Raw genomic sequence first — 17,904 nt, 5'->3', positions numbered from 1 at the left:
GCCTCCATCGGCGGCCGCTGCGGAGTTGAGCCGATGACTACGTCCAAGCTGTTCGCCACTCGGCCCGAGGCCGAGGTTACCCTGCAGGCCGAGGGCCTGAGCCTGGGTTACCCCCATGCAGCGATCATCGAGCGCTTGTCCCTGCGCATTCCGTCAGGACAGGTGACCGCCATCGTCGGCCCCAATGGTTGTGGCAAATCGACCTTGCTGGCCGGCCTGTCGCGTTTGCATAAACCCAGTGCCGGCGCGGTGCTGCTCAACGGCCGGGCCATCGGCAGCCTGCCGTCCAAACAGGTGGCGAGGCAACTGGCACTGCTGCCCCAGGACGCCACGGCACCCGACGGCCTGACCGTCTCCGAGCTGATCCGCTTCGGTCGCCAGCCGCACCAGAGCCTGCTGCGTCAGTGGTCGGCGGACGACCAGGCCATCGTCGAAGAGGCGCTGCGCGTGGCCGACCTGCAAGCACTGGCCGAGCGTCCGCTGGAGTCGATGTCCGGTGGCCAGCGCCAGCGCGCCTGGATCGCCATGGCGGTAGCGCAGCAGACGCCGTTGCTGTTGCTCGACGAACCCACCTCGGCGCTTGATTTAGGCCACCAGATCGAAGTGTTCGAGCTGATCCGCAGCTTGGCGTCGGTGGGCAAGACCGTGGTGATGGTGGTACACGACCTGTCCAGCGCCTGCCGCTATGCCGATCATCTGGTGGCGATGAAGGCGGGGCGTATCGTCGCCGAGGGTTCGCCGGTCGACATCGTCACACCGGCACTGGTCGAGGAGCTCTACGACGTACGCTGCACGCTGATGCGCGATCCGCTCAGTGGCACCCCGGTGATCGCGGGTGTCACGAGGGGCGCCCGCACGGCCGAGGGTTGAACCTCCGTGAATCCTAGACCGATCCGTTATTAGCTTAGATCGTCTTGTTTGATGGTCTTGATCCGTTGGCCTGCGACGCAGAGGGCTGGGGCTCCAGCGCTACCCGACAGCCGTCGCCAGCCAGTCGACGGCGATGCAGGTGATAGTAGGGCTCGGACCTTTTTGCCGGTATCATTACCGCCCCCTGCAGCCGTCTGGACTCGATCGACGCTATGACCCCGCAATACCCCACGATCGCCGAATGCGTCGGCAATACGCCTCTGGTTCGCCTGCAACGACTGGCCGGCGATACCAGCAACACCCTGCTGGTGAAGCTCGAAGGCAATAACCCGGCCGGCTCGGTGAAAGATCGCCCGGCATTGTCGATGATCACCCGTGCCGAACTGCGCGGTGACATCGAACCCGGCGACACGCTGATCGAGGCGACTTCGGGTAACACCGGCATCGCACTGGCCATGGCCGCAGCGATCAAGGGCTACAAGATGATCCTGATCATGCCGGACAACTCCAGTGCCGAGCGCAAGGCGGCGATGACCGCCTACGGCGCCGAGCTGATCCTGGTGAGCAAGGAGCAGGGTATGGAGGGTGCCCGCGATCTGGCCCTCTCCATGCAGGCCGACGGCCGCGGCAAGGTGCTCGATCAGTTCGCCAACGGCGACAATCCGGTTGCCCATTACACCGGTACCGGCCCGGAAATCTGGCGCCAGACGGGCGGGCAGATCACTCACTTCATCAGCTCCATGGGAACCACCGGCACCATCATGGGCGTGTCGCGTTACCTCAAGGAGCAAAATCCGCACGTGCAGATCGTCGGTCTGCAGCCTATGGAGGGCTCGGCGATTCCGGGCATCCGTCGCTGGCCGGAAGAGTACCTGCCGAAAATCTTCGAATCCGAGCGTGTCGACCAGATCGTCGACATGGCGCAGGCCGAGGCCGAAGACGTGATGCGTCGCATGGCACGCGAGGAGGGTATCTTCTGCGGCGTGTCCTCCGGCGGTGCGGTCGCGGCCATGCTGCGCCTGTCCAGGCAACTGGAGAATGCGGTACTGGTCGCCATCATCTGTGATCGCGGTGACCGCTATCTGTCCACTGGCGTGTACGACGCCACGGAGAACTGATGGCCGGCAAGAATGGCGGTCTGCGCTTTCAGCCAAGCGGCGGCACGCGAACGGCTCAGGTGCCCGTCGGCAAGAAACAGCGTCTGAAGATCGAGCGGCTGGCCAATGACGGCCGCGGTATCGCGTTCATCGAAGGTCGAACCTGGTTCGTCAGCGGCGCGTTGCCCGGTGAAGAGGTCGAGGCGCGGGTGCTCGGTGCCCGCAGCAAGGTCGTGGACGCGCGTACCGAACGGGTCTTCCAGGCCAGCTCAGAGCGCCGCGACGAGCCGTGCGTACACGCCCGCGTGTGTGGCGGCTGCAGCGTGCAGCACATTGCCCATGGCGAACAGCTTGCCCTGAAGCAGCGCATGCTCGCCGAGCAGCTCGAACGTCTTGGCGGCTTGCGACCCGATATCTGGGCCGAGCCGCTGAGCAGCCCCGAATTCGCCTACCGCCGCCGTGCACGTATCGCCGTCCGTTGGGACATGCGCGGCAAGCGCCTGGAAGTTGGCTTCCGCGCGGCGGCCAGCCAGGACATCGTCGCCATTGGCGACTGCCCGGTACTGGTCGAACCGCTGCAGCCGATCCTGCGTGCGTTGCCCGCGTTGCTCGGCGGATTGCAGGCACCTCGCGCCATCGGTCATGTCGAGCTGTTCCAGGGCACCGCCAGTGCCGTTCTGGTGCGCCACACCGACGCCTTGAGCGAGGTGGACCAGGCTCGACTGCAAGCCTTCTGCACGGTGCATCGCGCGCAGCTGTGGCTGCAGGGCGAGGGTGAGCCTCAGCCGGTGGATGCCGCGCAGCAACTGGGCTATCGGCTGGACACCTGGAACCTGCAGTTGGCTTACCGGCCGGGTGACTTCGTGCAGGTGAATGCCGCCGTCAACGAGGCGATGGTGGCCCAGGCCTTGCACTGGTTGGCGCCGCGTAGCGATGAACGGGTGCTGGATCTGTTCTGCGGGCTCGGCAACTTCGCCTTGCCGCTGGCCCGGCAAGCGCGCGAAGTGATCGCCGTGGAGGGCGTGCAGGCCATGGTCGAGCGTGCGGCAGACAATGCCCGCGCCAACGGCCTGGGCAATGCGCACTTTTATCAGGCCGACCTGTCCAAACCGCTGACCGATACTGACTGGGCTGCGGGCGGTTTCGACGCTATTTTGCTCGACCCGCCACGTGATGGTGCGCTGCAGGTGGTTCAGCGGATCGCGGGCCTCGGCGCCAAGCGGCTGGTTTACGTATCCTGCAACCCGACGACCCTGGCGCGGGACAGTGGCGAATTGTTGCAACAGGGTTATCGACTGAAAAAAGCCGGTATTCTGGACATGTTTCCGCAAACGGCACATGTTGAGGCGATGGCGCTGTTCGAGCGCTCATGACATGCCTGGGGGCGCGTTGGGCAACTGTCCATCGGATGCCTCTCCAGGCCTCGGGCAGGTTCCGAGATGTAGGTAGATAATAAGTGCAATGGCGCACAGGGATTGCGCCGATGTGGTCAAACCGACCGGCTCGCAGAAGCCAGGCGACATTTAGTGGGGCACGCCCCGCTGTAGGGAAGGTAAAGATGGTTCAGGTTAGAGTGCACCAGCCCATCAACGATGATGGCAGTATCAATCTCGAGGCCTGGTTGGAGCACGTTACGAGTGTCGACCCCGCACTCGACCGTGATGCTCTGCGTGACGCTTGTGAGTTTGCCCGAGCGGCCGAGCAGCAGGCCAACGCAGCACAGAATCTGTGGACCGAGGGCTCGTCCAGCTACAGTGCCGGGCTGGAAATCGCCGAGATCCTCGCCGACCTCAAGCTCGATCAGGATTCCCTGGTCGCTGCGGTGATTTATCGCGGCGTGCGCGAAGGCAAGATTCCCCTGGCTGACGTCCGTCAGCGCTTCGGCCCGGTAGTGGGCAAGCTGATCGAGGGGGTGCTGCGCATGGCCGCCATCAGCGCCAGCCTCAATCCGCGTGGCGAGTCCCTGGTGCTCGGTTCCCAGGCCCAGGTCGACAACCTGCGCAAGATGCTGGTGGCGATGGTCGATGACGTACGCGTCGCCTTGATCAAGCTGGCCGAGCGAACCTGTGCGATCCGCGCGGTGAAGGACACCGACGAGGAGCGTCGTCAGCGTGTCGCCCGTGAAGTCTTCGATATCTATGCGCCGCTTGCCCACCGTCTGGGCATTGGTCATATCAAGTGGGAGCTGGAGGACCTGTCCTTCCGCTACCTCGAGCCCGAGCAATACAAGCAGATCGCCAACCTGCTGCACGAGCGCCGGCTCGATCGCGAGCACTACATCAACGAAGTGATGGAACAACTGCGCGACGAACTGGAAGCCACCGGCATCAAGGCGGACATCAGCGGCCGGGCGAAACATATCTACTCGATCTGGCGCAAGATGCAGCGCAAGGGCCTGCAGTTCAGCCAGATCTATGATGTGCGTGCGGTACGCGTACTGGTGCCTGCGGTGCGCGATTGCTACACCGCGCTGGGTATCGTGCACACCCTGTGGCGGCATATTCCCAAGGAGTTCGACGACTACATCGCCAACCCCAAGGAGAACGGCTACCGCTCGCTGCACACCGCCGTGCTGGGGCCCGAGGGCAAGGTGCTGGAGGTGCAGATTCGCACCTCCAACATGCACGAAGAGGCCGAACTCGGCGTCTGCGCCCACTGGCGCTACAAGGGCACCGACGTCAAATCCGGTTCCAGCCATTACGAAGAGAAGATTTCCTGGCTGCGCCAGGTGCTGGAGTGGCACGAGGAACTGGGCGACATCGGCGGTCTGGCCGAGCAGTTGCGTGTCGATATCGAGCCCGACCGAGTCTACGTATTCACCCCTGACGGCCATGCCATCGACCTGCCCAAAGGCGCCACGCCGCTGGACTTCGCCTACCGGGTGCATACCGAGATCGGTCACAACTGCCGTGGCGCCAAGATCAACGGTCGCATCGTGCCGCTGACCTACAGCCTGCAGACCGGCGAACAGGTCGAGATCATCACCAGCAAGCAGGGCACGCCGAGCCGTGACTGGTTGAACTCGAACCTCGGTTACATCACCACCTCGCGGGCGCGGGCGAAGATCGTCCACTGGTTCAAGTTGCAGGACCGCGACCAGAACGTCGCTGCCGGCAGAACCATGCTCGAGCGCGAGCTGGCGCGGGTAGCGCTGCCACCGGTGGACTTCGAGAAGCTCGCCGAGAAAGCCAATCTGCGTACCGCCGAGGATATGTTCGCGTCCCTGGGGGCTGGCGACTTGCGTCTGGCGCAACTGGTCAATCTCGCTCAGCAACTGGTGGAGCCGGAGCGTGGGCACGAGCAGCTCGAGCTGATTCCACGCAAGGCGCAGGGCTTCAAGCCTGGCAAGCGTGGCGACATCCAGATCCAGGGCGTCGGCAACCTGATGACGCAGATGGCCGGCTGTTGCCAGCCGCTGCCGGGGGACCCCATCGTCGGCTACATCACCCTGGGGCGCGGTGTCAGCATCCATCGTCAGGATTGCGCGGCTGTCCTGCAACTCGGTGGGCGCGAGCCGGAGCGGATCATTCAGGTCAGCTGGGGCCCGGTGCCGGTGCAGACCTACCCGGTGGACATCATCATTCGTGCCTACGACCGCTCCGGTCTGCTGCGTGACGTGACCCAGATGCTGCTCAACGAGAAACTCAACGTACTGGCGGTCAACACACGCTCCAACAAGGAAGACAATACGGCGTCGATGTCGCTGACCGTTGAGATTCCGGGGCTGGATGCGCTGGGGCGTCTGCTCGGCCGCCTGTCGCAGTTGCCCAACATCATCGAAGCGCGGCGCCATCGGGCACCTTGAGCCGCTAGACAGGGGCAAGGCGTACCTGCGCCTTGTGCCCTGTATCGACTGGAAGACTTCATGTACCAACTTACCGACCTGCTCAACCTCATGGCCCGCCTGCGTGACCCGCAGCATGGTTGCCCCTGGGATCTGCGTCAGTCCTACGCCAGCATCGTGCCGCACACCCTCGAAGAAGCCTACGAAGTAGCGGATGCCATCGAGCGCGAGGCCTTTGCCGAACTGCCCGGCGAGCTCGGCGACCTGCTGTTTCAGGTGGTTTACTACAGCCAACTGGCCAGGGAAGAGGGGCGTTTCGAGTTCGCCGACGTGGTCGATGGCATCACCCGCAAGCTGGTTCGTCGCCATCCCCATGTATTTCCCGATGGCGACCTGTACGGCCCCGTGGATCAGCCGCGGCTGAGCGAGGCCGAGGTCAAGCAGCGTTGGGAGACCATCAAGGCCGAAGAGCGTGCCGAGCGCTCAGCGGCACCTCAGCAACTGTCATTGCTCGATGACGTGCCCAATGTGTTGCCAGCCCTGAGCCGCGCCAAGAAGCTGCAAGGCCGGGCCGCTCGGGTCGGTTTCGACTGGCCCGATGCACTGCCGGTGCTCGACAAGGTACGCGAAGAGCTGGACGAGGTGCTCGAGGCGATCAGCGAAAACGATCCGCAAGCCATTGCCGAGGAAATCGGTGACCTGCTGTTCAGCGCCACCAATCTGGCGCGGCATCTCAAGGTCGATCCGGAAGCGGCGCTGCGGGCAGCCAATGAAAAATTCGAGCGGCGCTTCCGTTTTATCGAGCAGGCATTGCGCGAAGCAGGGCGGCCCATCGAGAATTGCACACTGGATGAGCTCGATGCCCTATGGGGTGAGGCCAAGAAGAACGAGAGGCAGCGAGGCTGCTGAAGCGGGGCGGCACTGTCGCCTCGATGGAAATCCGATGGGCGTGCCCATCTCATTAAATTGTCTGCGGATAGGTAGGTTATGGCGATTTCATTACGTGACCAGTTGCTCAAGGCCGGGTTGGTCAACGAGAAGCAGGTCAAGCAAGCCAGCAAGCAACAGCACAAGCAGCAGCGAATGGTGAAGAAGGGGCAGGCCGAGGAGGACAAGTCCGGTCAACTGGCCGCTCAGCAGGCCAAGGCCGAGAAAGCCGCCCGTGACCAGGAACTCAACCGCCAGCAACAGGAAAAGGCCGAGCAGAAAGCCCGTGCTGCGCAGATCAAGCAACTGATCGAAATTTCCCGGTTGCCCAAGCTGACCACCGAGGATTATTACAACTTCGTCGACGACAAGAAGGTCAAGCGCCTTTCGGTCAATGCGCTGATGCGCGACAAGCTGAGCCGAGGCTCCCTGGCCATCGTCCGTCATGGCGGCGGCTACGAGGTGATTCCCCGTGAAGCGGCGCTGAAGATCCAGGAGCGCGACCCGCAGCGTATCCTGTTGCTCAACACGCCAACCGAAGCGCCGGACGAGGATGATCCGTACGCTGCGTATCAGGTGCCCGACGACCTGATGTGGTGAGTGCCTGACAGTGAAAATTGAAAAGCCCGCGATCCGCGGGCTTTTTGTTGCGATTCCGATCAGTGCGAGTGGGCGACTTCGGAGGACTCCAGTTCCGCCTGGTAGGCGACTGCCTCTTCTTCAGAGGGGAATATGCCGACCAACTGGTCGTTCTGGTGGACGTCCCAGATGCGTTTGCCTTCGGCCTGGGCTTCATGAGACATGTGGTGTTCGTCACGCTCGGTCACTACTACTACGCTCATTGTTCTTTCTCCAGTTTTGCCGGATAGATGCGGCGCAAAGCCTTCACGGTCGCGCTTAGCCTGCTAAGCAACGACACGATTAGGACTGTAGTAATTAGTTACAAGTTCCGCAAGCGCTTCGCTTGGCGATTGGCGATGGCTCTAGAATGGGCCGCCTGGCCTGGCGGTATTCTGCAGGCATGAAAAAGCCGGGACATGCCCGGCTTCTCGTTTCCTGCTGCTCGACGTCAGTCGCGGCGGCCTTCGACGGGTTTGCCGTCGACCGTGCCCGACTTGAGCATGATCTGGTATTCCTTGCCGTCCTTCTCCACTTGGTGCAGGCGCACCAGCAGGTAGTCCCAGTCCTTGGCGAACCAGAGGATGGTCTTGCGGCTGCTCTGCGTGGGGTCACGCACGCGTTCGACCTTGATCGCATCGATCAGTCCGGCGCTGGTGCGCACCACTTCTTCGCCAAGCACACGGAAGTCGTAGGTTTCGATTTCGTCACCGTCGACCACCTGATAGCTCATGCTCTTCTCGCCAGCGGCAACGTCATGCTGCAGGACGAGCTGGTAGGTGGACTTGTCCTGCATGCCGCGGTTGAGCGGAAAGCGCACGGGGTCGCCACGGTCGCTGCCGATCACCTGTTTCTGCGACCAGTCGAAATCGAATTCGACATCCTTGCTCTTGCCCAGGCCGCTGCGTTCGAACTTGTAGCTCTGCGGCAGGAAGGCATCGTCCTCGACCGTGAAGGTGCTCTGCTCGGTCAGGCCGGCGACCAACATCGAGGCCTTGAAGACCAGCTGCCAGCGTCCATCGTCTAGTTTCTGCAGGCTGCGTTCGGCCGAACCGCTGACCGGTACCTGTTTCCAGTCGGCGGTATAGCTGGCGGAGAAGGGCTTGGGCTCTTCGGCGAGGGCAGGCAGGCTGAACAACGCCAGGGCTAACATTAGGGCGCGGCGCATGGAGTCTCCTTGCTGTTGATGAGGTAGCCGGTAGCCGGCAATGCATTGCCGTCGAGCAGCGGGCCCGACTCGCCGAGGCGCAAACGGCCTTCGGCGAACCAGCGTACGGCGAGCGGGTAGATCTGGTGCTCCTGCACGTGAACCCGCTGCGCCAGGCTGGCGGCAGTGTCTTGCGACTGTACCGGGATTACTGCCTGTACGACCAGAGGGCCACCATCGAGTTCCTCTGTCACGAAGTGCACGCTACAGCCATGCTCGGCGTCTCCGGCTTGCAGAGCGCGCTGATGGGTGTGCAGGCCTTTGTGGCGAGGCAGCAGCGATGGGTGAATGTTCAGCAGGCGCCCATGGTAGTGGCGCACGAACCCGGGGGTGAGGATGCGCATGAAGCCTGCCAGCACCACCAGTTGTGGCGCGAAGTCATCGATGGCCTGCATCAGCGCCTGGTCGAAGGCATCGCGCCCGTCGTATTCGCCATGCTCGAGAACGCGGGTCGCGATACCCGCGTCCCGCGCTCGCTGCAGGCCGAAGGCATCGCTGCGATTGGCGATCACCGCGGCGACACGCGCCGGGTTTTCGCCCTGGTCGATGCTGTCGATCAGCGCCTGAAGATTGCTACCGGTGCCGGACAACAGCACCACCACGTTGCAGGGTCGCGGCATCAGTGGCTTTTCAGGTTGTTCAGCACGACGCGCTCGGCACCTTCGGCGGCCGCGGCGATCTGACCGATGACCCAGGGCTGCTCACCAGCGGCGCGCAGGGTCTGCAGGGCGACTTCGACATGCTCCTGGGCTACGCAGATGACCATGCCCACGCCGCAGTTCAGCACGCGGTGCATTTCGTGCTCGTCGACGTTGCCTTTTTCCTGCAGGAAGTCGAATACCACCGGACGCTGCCAGCTGGCCACGTCGATCACTGCCTGGGCGTTGTCCGGCAGCACGCGCGGGATGTTGTCGAGCAGGCCGCCGCCGGTGATGTGGGCCATGGCCTTGACCGCGCCAGTGTCCTTGATCAGCTTGAGCAGGGGTTTGACGTAGATGCGCGTCGGAGCCATCAGCAGGTCGGCCAGCGGTTTGCCATCGAGTTCGGTCTTCTCGATGTCGGTAGCGGACACTTCGAGGATCTTGCGGATCAGCGAGTAGCCATTGGAGTGCGGGCCGGAGGAGGGCAGTGCGATCAGTGCGTCGCCGGTAGCGACCTTGGAGCCGTCGATGATCTCGGCTTTTTCCACGACGCCGACACAGAAACCGGCCAGGTCGTAGTCTTCACCTTCGTACATGCCAGGCATTTCTGCGGTTTCGCCGCCGACCAGCGAGCAGCCGGCCAGTTCGCAGCCGGCGCCGATACCGGTGACCACGGTGGCCGCCACGTCGACGTTGAGCTTGCCGGTGGCGTAATAATCGAGGAAGAACAGCGGCTCGGCGCCGCAGACCACCAGGTCGTTCACGCACATGGCGACCAGATCCTGGCCGATGCTGTCGTGCTTGTTCAGGTTCAGGGCCAGGCGCAGCTTGGTGCCCACGCCGTCTGTGCCGGAGACCAGTACGGGTTGCTTGTAGCCGGCCGGGATCTCGCACAGGGCGCCGAAGCCACCCAGGCCACCCATGACTTCAGGACGGGCGGTGCGCTTGGCTACGCCCTTGATGCGCTCGACCAGGGCTTCACCCGCGTCGATATCTACACCTGCGTCCTTGTAGCTGATGGAGGGTTGCTTGCTCATAGATCCAGGCCTTTGGAAGGGGAAAAGTCGGAATAGCACCGGCCCCTCGGGGCCGTTCTGCGAAGGCGCGCGATTTTATCAGGCTTGCCCGGCAGCGGCCAGCCACAGCGCCGGGCGGAGGCTGATCGATATGTCCTGCGAGGTTTGAAAATGAAACCCACGCTCTGGGCGCAGGTCACAAACGGACACGGCACCAGCGTCTGACGTGGCAACGCGGCTTGCGATGCGAGGGCAACAGCCCCTAAGGTATAACGCCTCGGCTTCTGCCGTGCGCCGTCTTCTTTCCGTCGAGAGTCCCAATTCATGCGCCCGACCTTCCGCCCGCTGCTTCTTTGCCTGTCGCTCCTCAGTCTGCCGACCCTGGCGGCTACGGTCAGTGACCTCTATCAGGTGAAGGAGCCGGTCGCCAGCCAGCAGCCCGAGGAACGTGATGCCGCCCTGCAACGTGCCGTAGAGACACTGGTGCTGCGCCTGACCGGCAAACCTGAGGCGGCCAAGGGCAGTGCGCTGGCGGAGCTGCGCAAGGACCCTCAACAGATCGTCAGTCAGTACGGCTACGAGGGTGATCACCTGGTGGTCGATTTCGATGCGGTGTCCACGGATCGCTCGCTGCGCCAGGCCGGGCTGCCGCTGTGGGGTGTCAATCGCCCGGCCATTCTGGCCTGGTGGCTGAACGATACGGCCAGCGGCTCGAACATGGTCGGCGATGGTCAGGCCAGCGCAGAACCCCTGCGGCTGGCTGCGCAACACCGCGGTCTGCCGTTGCGCCTGCCGCTGGCGGATCTTAGCGAGCAGTTGCTGGCGACCAGCGAAAATCTCGCTGCGAAGGATCCGGATTCCCTGCGCTCGGCCTCCGAGCGCTACGGCGCCGACGCGTTGCTGGCCGTTCGTGCCAGCGAGGCCGATGGCAAGTGGCAGGCCAGTTGGCAGCTGTGGCTGGGCGAAGAGCGCGAGCAGGGCAAGGCCGAAGGTGCCGATCAGGCTGCTCTGGCCGATGCCGTGCTGCTGGCGGTGAGCGAGCGCCTGGCACCACGTTTCGTGGTTGCGCCGGGCGCGAGCACGACCCAAACCGTGGAAATCATCGGTGCCGATCTGTCGCGCTACGCCGAGCTGCAGCGCGTGCTCGAACCCTTTGGTGCGCAGCTGCAGTCGGTGCAGGCCGATCGCCTGACCTACAGGGTCAGCGCCAGCGTCGAACAGTTGCGTACCCAGCTGGGCTTATTGCAGTTGCGTGAGGTCTCCGCCGCCGAGCTGGCGGCCGAGGCACCCGCTGAAGCCGAGGCGCCGGAGCCCGTGGATGCGGGCCAGGTGCCTGTCGAACCTCAGGCAACACCTCCCGCGCCCGCCATCGTGCCACGTGACGATGTCCTGCGCTTTCGCTGGTAGACTGCCCGCAATCTGAACCGAACCGTTTCGCTGTCGACTGCTCCGGGCTCCCGCCGCTTGCCCGCGGCAGTCGAGCGCGCCGTGATCCGTCACTTCCCCCCTGAGGATTGAGCATGCCCCTTTCGTCTCGCTGGCTATGGATAGCTGCATTGCTGGTGCTGGGTGGCTTTCTGTACGTGTTGCATCCCATCCTTTCGCCTTTTCTGATCGGCATCCTGATCGCCTACCTCGGTGATCCGCTGGTGGATCGTCTCGAGCGTCTGAAACTGTCGCGCACCTGGGGCGTGATCGTGGTGTTCACGCTGTTCACGTTGCTGATAGCGCTGGCGATGCTGGTGCTCATCCCGATGCTCGGCAAGCAGCTGGCGCGCCTCTACGAACTGCTCCCGCAGATGCTCGACTGGGCGCAGAACCAGGCGTTGCCGTGGATTCAGGTCAAGCTGGGGCTCAACGAGGGCTTCTGGCGCTTCGATCAGCTCAAGGCGGCGATCTCCGGCCATCTGGGGCAGACCACCGATATCGCCGGGCTGATTCTTTCCCAGGTGACGGCGTCGAGCCTGGCGCTGATGGCCTGGGTCGCCAACCTGCTGTTGATTCCGGTGGTCAGCTTCTACCTGATGCGTGACTGGGATCTGCTGGTCGCCAAACTGCGCAGCCTGGTGCCGCGCGACAACGAAGGCGTCGTGGTGAAGCTGTTCGCCGAGTGCCACGAGGTGCTGGGTGCCTTCCTGCGTGGGCAGTTGTTGGTGATGCTCGCACTGGGTGTGATGTATTCGGTCGGCCTGATGGCCATCGGCCTGGAACTGGGCCTGTTGATCGGCCTGCTGGCCGGCCTGGCCAGCATCGTGCCTTACCTCGGTGTGGTGGTCGGGATCGGTTCGGCGCTGATTGCCGGACTGTTCCAGTTCGGCGGCGATCCCTATCCGTTGCTGGCCATCGCCGGGGTATTCGTGGTTGGGCAGATGCTCGAAGGCATGCTGCTGACCCCGCTGCTGGTCGGTGATCGCATCGGCCTGCACCCCGTGGCGGTGATTTTCGCCATCATGGCGGGCGGCCAGTTGTTCGGCTTCACCGGCATTCTGCTGGCTTTGCCGGTGGCGGCGGTGATCATGGTGCTGCTGCGCCATGTGCACGATCTGTACAAGCAATCCGAGGCTTACAGCGGAGAGAAGCCCGGCGCCTGAAATCCCTGGCATGGCCGCTGCCAGGTACCGGCGTCTCGCTGGAAACCTGGCGCGGTACCGCTCTGGTTGCCTAAACCCTTGTATTGCCTTGGAAAGTACGTCAATGACAGGGCGCCTCCAAGGGTATAGACTTTGCCACCTTTATCCAGAGCCTCGATCTGGCTCCGACGAGCCTTCCCCCCAGCATGAAACCGATTCAGTTGCCCTTGGGTGTGCGTCTGCGTGACGACGCCACCTTCGCCAATTACTACCCGGGCGCCAATGCCGCAGCCCTGGGGTATGTCGAGCGCCTGTGCGAAGCGGATGCTGGCTGGACGGAGAGCCTGATTTACCTGTGGGGCGGTGAGGGTGTCGGTCGCAGCCATCTGTTGCAGGCCGCCTGCCTGCGTTTCGAGCAGCTTGGTGAGCGTGCCGTTTACCTGCCGCTGGCCGAGGTGGTGCAGTACGGCCCGGAGATTCTCGACAATCTCGAGCAGTTCGAGCTGGTTTGCCTGGACGACCTCGAAGCAGCCTCCGGTCAGCGTATCTGGGAAGAAGCGCTGTTCCATCTGTTCAACCGCCTGCGCGACAGCGGCCGCCGCTTGCTGCTGGCAGCGAACGCTTCGCCTCGTGAGTTGCCGATCAAGCTCCCCGACCTGAAATCACGTCTGACCCTGGCACTGGTATTCCAGCTGCAGTCGCTGTCCGATGAAGACAAGCTGCGCGCGCTGCAATTGCGCGCCTCGCGGCGCGGGCTGCATATTAGCGACGACGTGGGGCGCTTCATCCTCACCCGTGGCGAGCGCAGCATGAGCGCCTTGTTCGAACTGCTCGAACGCCTCGATCAGGCCTCATTGCAGGCCCAACGCAAGCTGACCATTCCCTTCCTGAAAGAAACCCTGGGCTGGTAGTCGGCGTCGGGGCTCTTGCCCGTTTGCCGAACCATGCGACTGCAGGCATCCAGCCGAATCCGCGGCAGGCTGACTATTCGCCGGCAAGCCGGCTCCTACAGGGCTGCATCGATACCAGTCACGTAGGAGCCCGCTTGCGGGCGATGCGATTGCAGGTATCCAGCCGAATCCGTGGCGTGCTGAGCAATCGCCAGCAAGCCAGCTCCTACACCGTTTTATCGGCACCAGTCACGTAGGAGCCCGCTTGCGGGCGATGCGGCAGCAGGTATCCAGCCGAATCCGCGGCGTGCTGACCATATCGCCGGCAAGCCGGCTCCTACAGAGCTTTGTCGGGGCCAGCCACGTAGGAGCCCGCTTGCGGGCGATGCGGCAGTAGGTATCCAGCCGAGTCCGTGGCGTGCTGACCATATCGCCGGCAAGCCGGCTCCTACGGGCTGCATCGGTGCTAGCCACGTAGGAGCCCGCTTGCGGGCGATGCGATTGCAGGTATCCAGCCGAGTCCGTGGCGTGCTGACCATATCGCCGGCAAGCCGGCTCCTACAGGGCTGCATTGATACCAGTCACATAGGAGCCCGCTTGCGGGCGATTCTATTCCCCGGCAGCGCCGATGCGCTGGTACTGCGCGCACCAGCGGGTGTAGAACAGCGCGCTGGTGAACAGGCTCAGGCTGAGGATGATTTCCAGCCAGCCGAACAGTTGTTTGGACGGGTCGAAGGCTGCGAGCACGCCCTGGATGAAATACAGGTTGACCACGAAGCAGGCCCAGGAATGCGTTCGCGGATGACCGCCGATGATGCCTGGTGCAAGCAGCAGCAATGGCAGCATCTGGAATGCCAGCACCGCCCACAACAGCGAACTGGGCACCGCTGCGTAACCCAGGTTCCAGATCAGCAGCAGCGCCGCCAGCCCCAGAAAGCTGGCCAGGCTCAGGTAGCGGCACAGGCGCAGGCGCGGCAGCAGCCAGTCGATGCTGGGAAGTGGCTTAGCGGTTCTGCCCACGGTCATTTCCCAGTGTGGCGGCGATGCTCGCCAGGCGTTGGCCCAAGGCGCGGCACAGGGTGATTTCATGCTCGTCCAGCGCACGCTTGCCGTCGGCGCCTGCGTGATGGCTGGCGCCATAGGGCGTGCCGCCGCCGCGCGTCTCGACCAAGGCCGACTCGCTATACGGCAGGCCGGTGATCAGCATGCCGTGGTGCAGCAGCGGCAGCAGCATCGACAGCAGCGTGCTCTCCTGGCCACCATGCAGGCTGGCGGTGGAGGTGAATACGCCGGCTGGTTTGCCGACCAGGCTGCCGGTCAGCCACAGGTTGCTGGTGCCGTCGAGGAAGTACTTCAGCGGTGCGGCCATGTTGCCGAAGCGGGTTGGGCTGCCCAGGGCCAGGCCAGCGCAATTCTTCAAGTCGTCGAGGCTGGCGTAGGGCGCGCCCTCGACCGGAATGGCAGCGCTCACCGCTTCGCACTCGGCAGATACGGCGGGGACGGTGCGCAAGCGCGCCTCCATGCCTTGCATCTCCACGCCTCGGGCGATGTGGCGAGCCATCTCGGCAGTGGCGCCATGTCGGCTGTAATACAGCACGAGGATGTAGTCATTGCTCATGGCAGCAGGTCCAGGACGTTCTCGGGAGGGCGGCCGATCACGGCGCGGTCGCCGGCGATCAGGATTGGTCGTTCGATCAGGCGCGGGTGAGCGGCCATGGCCTCGAGCAGCTGCGCTTCGCTGAGGGTTTCGTCCGCCAGATTCAGTTCGCGGTACTCGTCTTCGCCGCTGCGCAGCAGTTGCCGCGCCGGGATGCCCAGCTTGGCCAGCACATCGCGCAACTGCGTGGCGCTGGGAGGCGTATCCAGATACAGCAGCACCGTCGGTTGCACACCGCGCTCTTCGAGCAGTTGCAACGCTCCGCGAGATTTGGAGCAGCGCGGGTTATGGTAGAGCGTCAGGTCGGTCATGAGAGGGTCGCTTCTGGCGGCAGGTGAACGCTATTCTAACCACGTAGGCGCCCTGCGCTGAACCAGGTGCGTCAATGGATCCGAACCTAAGTGCGCGCTCAGCGTCTGTTATGCGTCGGCTGCATCGCCCTTGCCCGATTTCGGCTTGGTTTCAGGGGCCTCGGCCTCAACGCTACCCGGCTTTTCGATTCACTGGCGCGGCGTACTGACGCCGTGCTGAGCGTGATGTCTGCAGGGCGGTAGTTCGCGAGATATGGATCGGTTCCGAGAGGTAGGTATGCAGCAACTTTTGCGCGACTGGTGGGAGTTCGTGCGATTTCTCTGGCATCGGTTTTTCGAAAACCGCGGTGCCGACAATGCCGCCGCACTGACTTACACCACGCTGTTCGCTGTGGTGCCGATGATGACGGTCACCTTTGCCATGCTGTCTGCGGTTCCCGCTTTCCAGGGCAGTGGCGAGCAGATCCAGGCGTTCATATTCCACAACTTCGTGCCCTCGGCGGGTGAGGCGCTGCAGGAATACCTGAGCGATTTCACCACTCAGGCACGTCAACTGACCTGGATCGGCGTCGCGGTACTGGCGGTGACGGCGTTCTGGATGCTGGTGACCATCGAGCGTACCTTCAACACCATCTGGCGGGTTCGGCAGCCGCGCCGGGGTATTTCGACCTTCCTGCTGTACTGGGCGATTCTCAGTCTCGGGCCGATGCTGCTCGGCGCCGGTTTTGCCGTCAGCACCTACATCGCCTCGCTTTCGCTGCTCAGCGGGCCGGATGCGGTCGTCGGTGCCAAGACTTTGCTGCGTTTCACGCCACTGCTATTCAGCGTCGCAGCGTTCACGTTGCTCTACGCCGCTGTACCCAATGCGCGAGTGCCCCTGCGGCATGCGTTCTGGGGTGGCCTCTTCACGGCGATATTGCTGGAACTTGCCAAGGCACTTTTCGGCATCTACGTGCGCCTGTTTCCAGGTTATCAATTGATCTACGGGGCGTTCGCCACGGTGCCGCTGTTTCTGTTGTGGATCTACATGTCCTGGCTGATCGTGCTCGTCGGCGCCGAACTGGTGTGCAACCTCGGCGTATCCCACCACTGGCGTAAGCAGGCGATGCCTCGCGTGCTGGTGTTGCTGGGTATTCTGCGAGTCTTCCAGGCGCGGCAGCGTACGGGGCTGAAGGTGCGTCACCGTGATGTGCAGCGGCAGGGCTGGCTGTTGCCTGGGCATGAATGGGAGGAGGTGTTGAGCTTTCTGGAGAACCAGCGTCTGGTTGCCTGTACGGGCGGAGACAGCTGGATGCTCTGTCGCGATCTTGGCCACTACTCGTTGCAGCAGTTGCTGGAACGTAGTCCCTGGCCGCTGCCGCATCTCAATCAGTTGCCGGCAGAGCTGGACGAGCCCTGGTATCCCGCGTTGCGCCAGGCGCTGCAGCGTCTGCACGAGGAGCAGACGCTGCTGTTCGGTGACAGCCTGGCGCACTGGCTCGAAGGGGGCGGAGGTGACAAAAAATGACAGATTGCGCGTTAGTTGCGCGCCCATTCTGGCAGGGGGCGGTGGCGAAACTCGGTAAAGTCCCTGTTGTTTCGACGTTTAACTGGCGTCAGCACAATGGCATGATTCTGGCTAAGTGCCATACTCAATAGGTTGTCGATAGCCGGGTCGGGGAATGCATGCCATGAGTAACGCCACAGAGAAGGTCGTCATGCTTCATCCGCGAGATAGTAGGGCCGCGCTGGAGAGCCTGAATCGCATCACCGGGCTCACGTTCAGCCGCTGGCCCGAGTCTCTCGTTTGCAACGCGCGAATGGGGGCGCCAACGGCGGCACCTTCGAGTCCCGCAGAGCCAGGCACCGATGCACCCGCCAGTCAGGCGTTCGCCTGATTTCCTTGCGTTTGCGCTATCGCCGGCTCGACGGCTTGGACGAATAGCTCTTCGACCTTCACCTCGATTCGCGGCAACGCCGTGCGCAGGCGAATCTGCATGTCCTCGATGCGCTGCGAAACGGCCAGGCGCGCGATGCCTGACAGAAGGATTCTGTCCTGGGCGCCCACCTTGGCATGATCCAGATTCACCGAGCGCAGCTGACCACCGTCGCGATAGCTGACCTGCAGCGAGACCAGGCTGTTGGCTTGACCTGGCAGGTGCAACCAGGCAGCGATGTTGAATTCGGCCACCCGGCCTTCGTAAGCGGTGAGTTGCAAGTGCGCACCCTCGATGAGGTGCGAGGGTACGTGGCCGATCAGCGTGTCGTGAGCGTTGGGCATGGGGCTTTCCCTGGCTGCAAAAGGACGTCAGCGCGAAAGTATAAAGAGCCGACCTG

18 protein-coding genes are annotated in these 17,904 nt (G+C 63.3%); 10 read left to right on the top strand and 8 right to left on the bottom strand.

Annotation, left to right across the window (positions count from 1 at the left end; all coding sequences use genetic code 11):
- Nucleotides 1–33: 33 nt before the first annotated feature.
- From QRN22_RS09970 to QRN22_RS09945, 6 genes are all read left to right on the top strand, one after another.
- Nucleotides 34–870, top strand: coding sequence for an ABC transporter ATP-binding protein (locus QRN22_RS09970; protein WP_042551899.1), 837 nt, complete (start codon nt 34–36; stop codon nt 868–870).
- 212 nt (nt 871–1,082) lie between these two features.
- On the top strand, nt 1,083–1,988 hold the full coding sequence (cysM, locus tag QRN22_RS09965; RefSeq protein ID WP_042551898.1) for a cysteine synthase CysM: 906 nt from the start codon (nt 1,083–1,085) through the stop codon (nt 1,986–1,988).
- Nucleotides 1,988–3,340, top strand: a complete 1,353-nt coding sequence (gene rlmD, locus QRN22_RS09960; RefSeq protein ID WP_042551897.1) for a 23S rRNA (uracil(1939)-C(5))-methyltransferase RlmD — start codon at nt 1,988–1,990, stop codon at nt 3,338–3,340. Before cysM ends, rlmD begins: the two co-directional genes overlap by 1 nt.
- 185 nt (nt 3,341–3,525) lie before the next feature.
- On the top strand, nt 3,526–5,772 hold the full coding sequence (gene relA / locus QRN22_RS09955) for a GTP diphosphokinase (RefSeq protein WP_042551896.1): 2,247 nt from the start codon (nt 3,526–3,528) through the stop codon (nt 5,770–5,772).
- 60 nt (nt 5,773–5,832) lie between these two features.
- Nucleotides 5,833–6,660: a nucleoside triphosphate pyrophosphohydrolase gene (gene mazG, locus QRN22_RS09950; protein ID WP_042551895.1), complete on the top strand. Its 828-nt coding sequence runs from the start codon at nt 5,833–5,835 to the stop codon at nt 6,658–6,660.
- 78 nt (nt 6,661–6,738) lie between these two features.
- On the top strand, nt 6,739–7,278 hold the full coding sequence (locus tag QRN22_RS09945; protein WP_042551894.1) for a DUF2058 domain-containing protein: 540 nt from the start codon (nt 6,739–6,741) through the stop codon (nt 7,276–7,278).
- Nucleotides 7,279–7,337: 59 nt separating this feature from the next.
- On the opposite strand, the gene QRN22_RS09940 is transcribed toward QRN22_RS09945, so the two are convergent.
- The 4 genes from QRN22_RS09940 to purM all read right to left on the bottom strand — a co-directional run bounded on the left by QRN22_RS09940 (nt 7,338) and on the right by purM (nt 10,181).
- Complete coding sequence (locus QRN22_RS09940; RefSeq protein ID WP_042551893.1) at nt 7,338–7,520, bottom strand: hypothetical protein; 183 nt, start codon at nt 7,518–7,520, stop codon at nt 7,338–7,340.
- Between the two features lie 227 nt (nt 7,521–7,747).
- Nucleotides 7,748–8,464 (bottom strand): DUF3108 domain-containing protein, encoded by a 717-nt coding sequence (locus tag QRN22_RS09935; protein WP_042551892.1) that lies wholly within the window; start codon nt 8,462–8,464, stop codon nt 7,748–7,750.
- Nucleotides 8,449–9,123, bottom strand: a complete 675-nt coding sequence (purN, locus tag QRN22_RS09930) for a phosphoribosylglycinamide formyltransferase (protein ID WP_042551891.1) — start codon at nt 9,121–9,123, stop codon at nt 8,449–8,451. The genes QRN22_RS09935 and purN overlap by 16 nt, the downstream gene beginning before the upstream one ends.
- Complete coding sequence (purM, locus tag QRN22_RS09925; protein WP_042551890.1) at nt 9,123–10,181, bottom strand: phosphoribosylformylglycinamidine cyclo-ligase; 1,059 nt, start codon at nt 10,179–10,181, stop codon at nt 9,123–9,125. Before purM ends, purN begins: the two co-directional genes overlap by 1 nt.
- 303 nt (nt 10,182–10,484) lie before the next feature.
- Here purM and QRN22_RS09920 point away from each other — a divergent pair, with 303 nt between their 5' ends.
- The 3 genes from QRN22_RS09920 to hda all read left to right on the top strand — a co-directional run bounded on the left by QRN22_RS09920 (nt 10,485) and on the right by hda (nt 13,641).
- Complete coding sequence (locus QRN22_RS09920; RefSeq protein WP_042551889.1) at nt 10,485–11,567, top strand: DUF2066 domain-containing protein; 1,083 nt, start codon at nt 10,485–10,487, stop codon at nt 11,565–11,567.
- 113 nt (nt 11,568–11,680) lie between these two features.
- On the top strand, nt 11,681–12,751 hold the full coding sequence (locus QRN22_RS09915) for an AI-2E family transporter (protein ID WP_042551888.1): 1,071 nt from the start codon (nt 11,681–11,683) through the stop codon (nt 12,749–12,751).
- A 185-nt stretch (nt 12,752–12,936) separates the two neighbouring features.
- The gene (gene hda / locus QRN22_RS09910; RefSeq protein WP_042551887.1) at nt 12,937–13,641 is read left to right on the top strand and encodes a DnaA regulatory inactivator Hda; all 705 of its coding nucleotides are present in this window, start codon (nt 12,937–12,939) and stop codon (nt 13,639–13,641) included.
- A gap of 588 nt (nt 13,642–14,229) precedes the next feature.
- Here hda and QRN22_RS09905 read toward each other — a convergent pair.
- The 3 genes from QRN22_RS09905 to arsC are packed head-to-tail and all read right to left on the bottom strand — an operon-like array spanning nt 14,230 to nt 15,588.
- Complete coding sequence (locus QRN22_RS09905) at nt 14,230–14,640, bottom strand: DUF2069 domain-containing protein (RefSeq protein WP_042552063.1); 411 nt, start codon at nt 14,638–14,640, stop codon at nt 14,230–14,232.
- Complete coding sequence (gene wrbA, locus QRN22_RS09900; RefSeq protein WP_042551886.1) at nt 14,624–15,238, bottom strand: NAD(P)H:quinone oxidoreductase; 615 nt, start codon at nt 15,236–15,238, stop codon at nt 14,624–14,626. Before wrbA ends, QRN22_RS09905 begins: the two co-directional genes overlap by 17 nt.
- Nucleotides 15,235–15,588 (bottom strand): arsenate reductase (glutaredoxin), encoded by a 354-nt coding sequence (gene arsC / locus QRN22_RS09895; protein WP_042551885.1) that lies wholly within the window; start codon nt 15,586–15,588, stop codon nt 15,235–15,237. Before arsC ends, wrbA begins: the two co-directional genes overlap by 4 nt.
- A 277-nt stretch (nt 15,589–15,865) precedes the next feature.
- On the opposite strand from arsC, the gene QRN22_RS09890 reads away from it, so the two are divergent.
- Nucleotides 15,866–17,095: a YihY family inner membrane protein gene (locus tag QRN22_RS09890; protein ID WP_042551884.1), complete on the top strand. Its 1,230-nt coding sequence runs from the start codon at nt 15,866–15,868 to the stop codon at nt 17,093–17,095.
- Nucleotides 17,096–17,449: 354 nt separating this feature from the next.
- On the opposite strand, the gene QRN22_RS09880 is transcribed toward QRN22_RS09890, so the two are convergent.
- Entirely contained in the window at nt 17,450–17,848 is a 399-nt protein-coding gene (locus tag QRN22_RS09880) for a hypothetical protein (RefSeq protein WP_042551883.1), read from the bottom strand.
- Nucleotides 17,849–17,904 lie beyond the last annotated feature (56 nt).

The organism is Pseudomonas sp. MEJ086, from assembly GCF_030209025.1.
Taxonomy (GTDB): domain Bacteria; phylum Pseudomonadota; class Gammaproteobacteria; order Pseudomonadales; family Pseudomonadaceae; genus Aquipseudomonas; species Aquipseudomonas fulva_A.
This window is presented reverse-complemented; position numbering and strand designations above follow the sequence as displayed.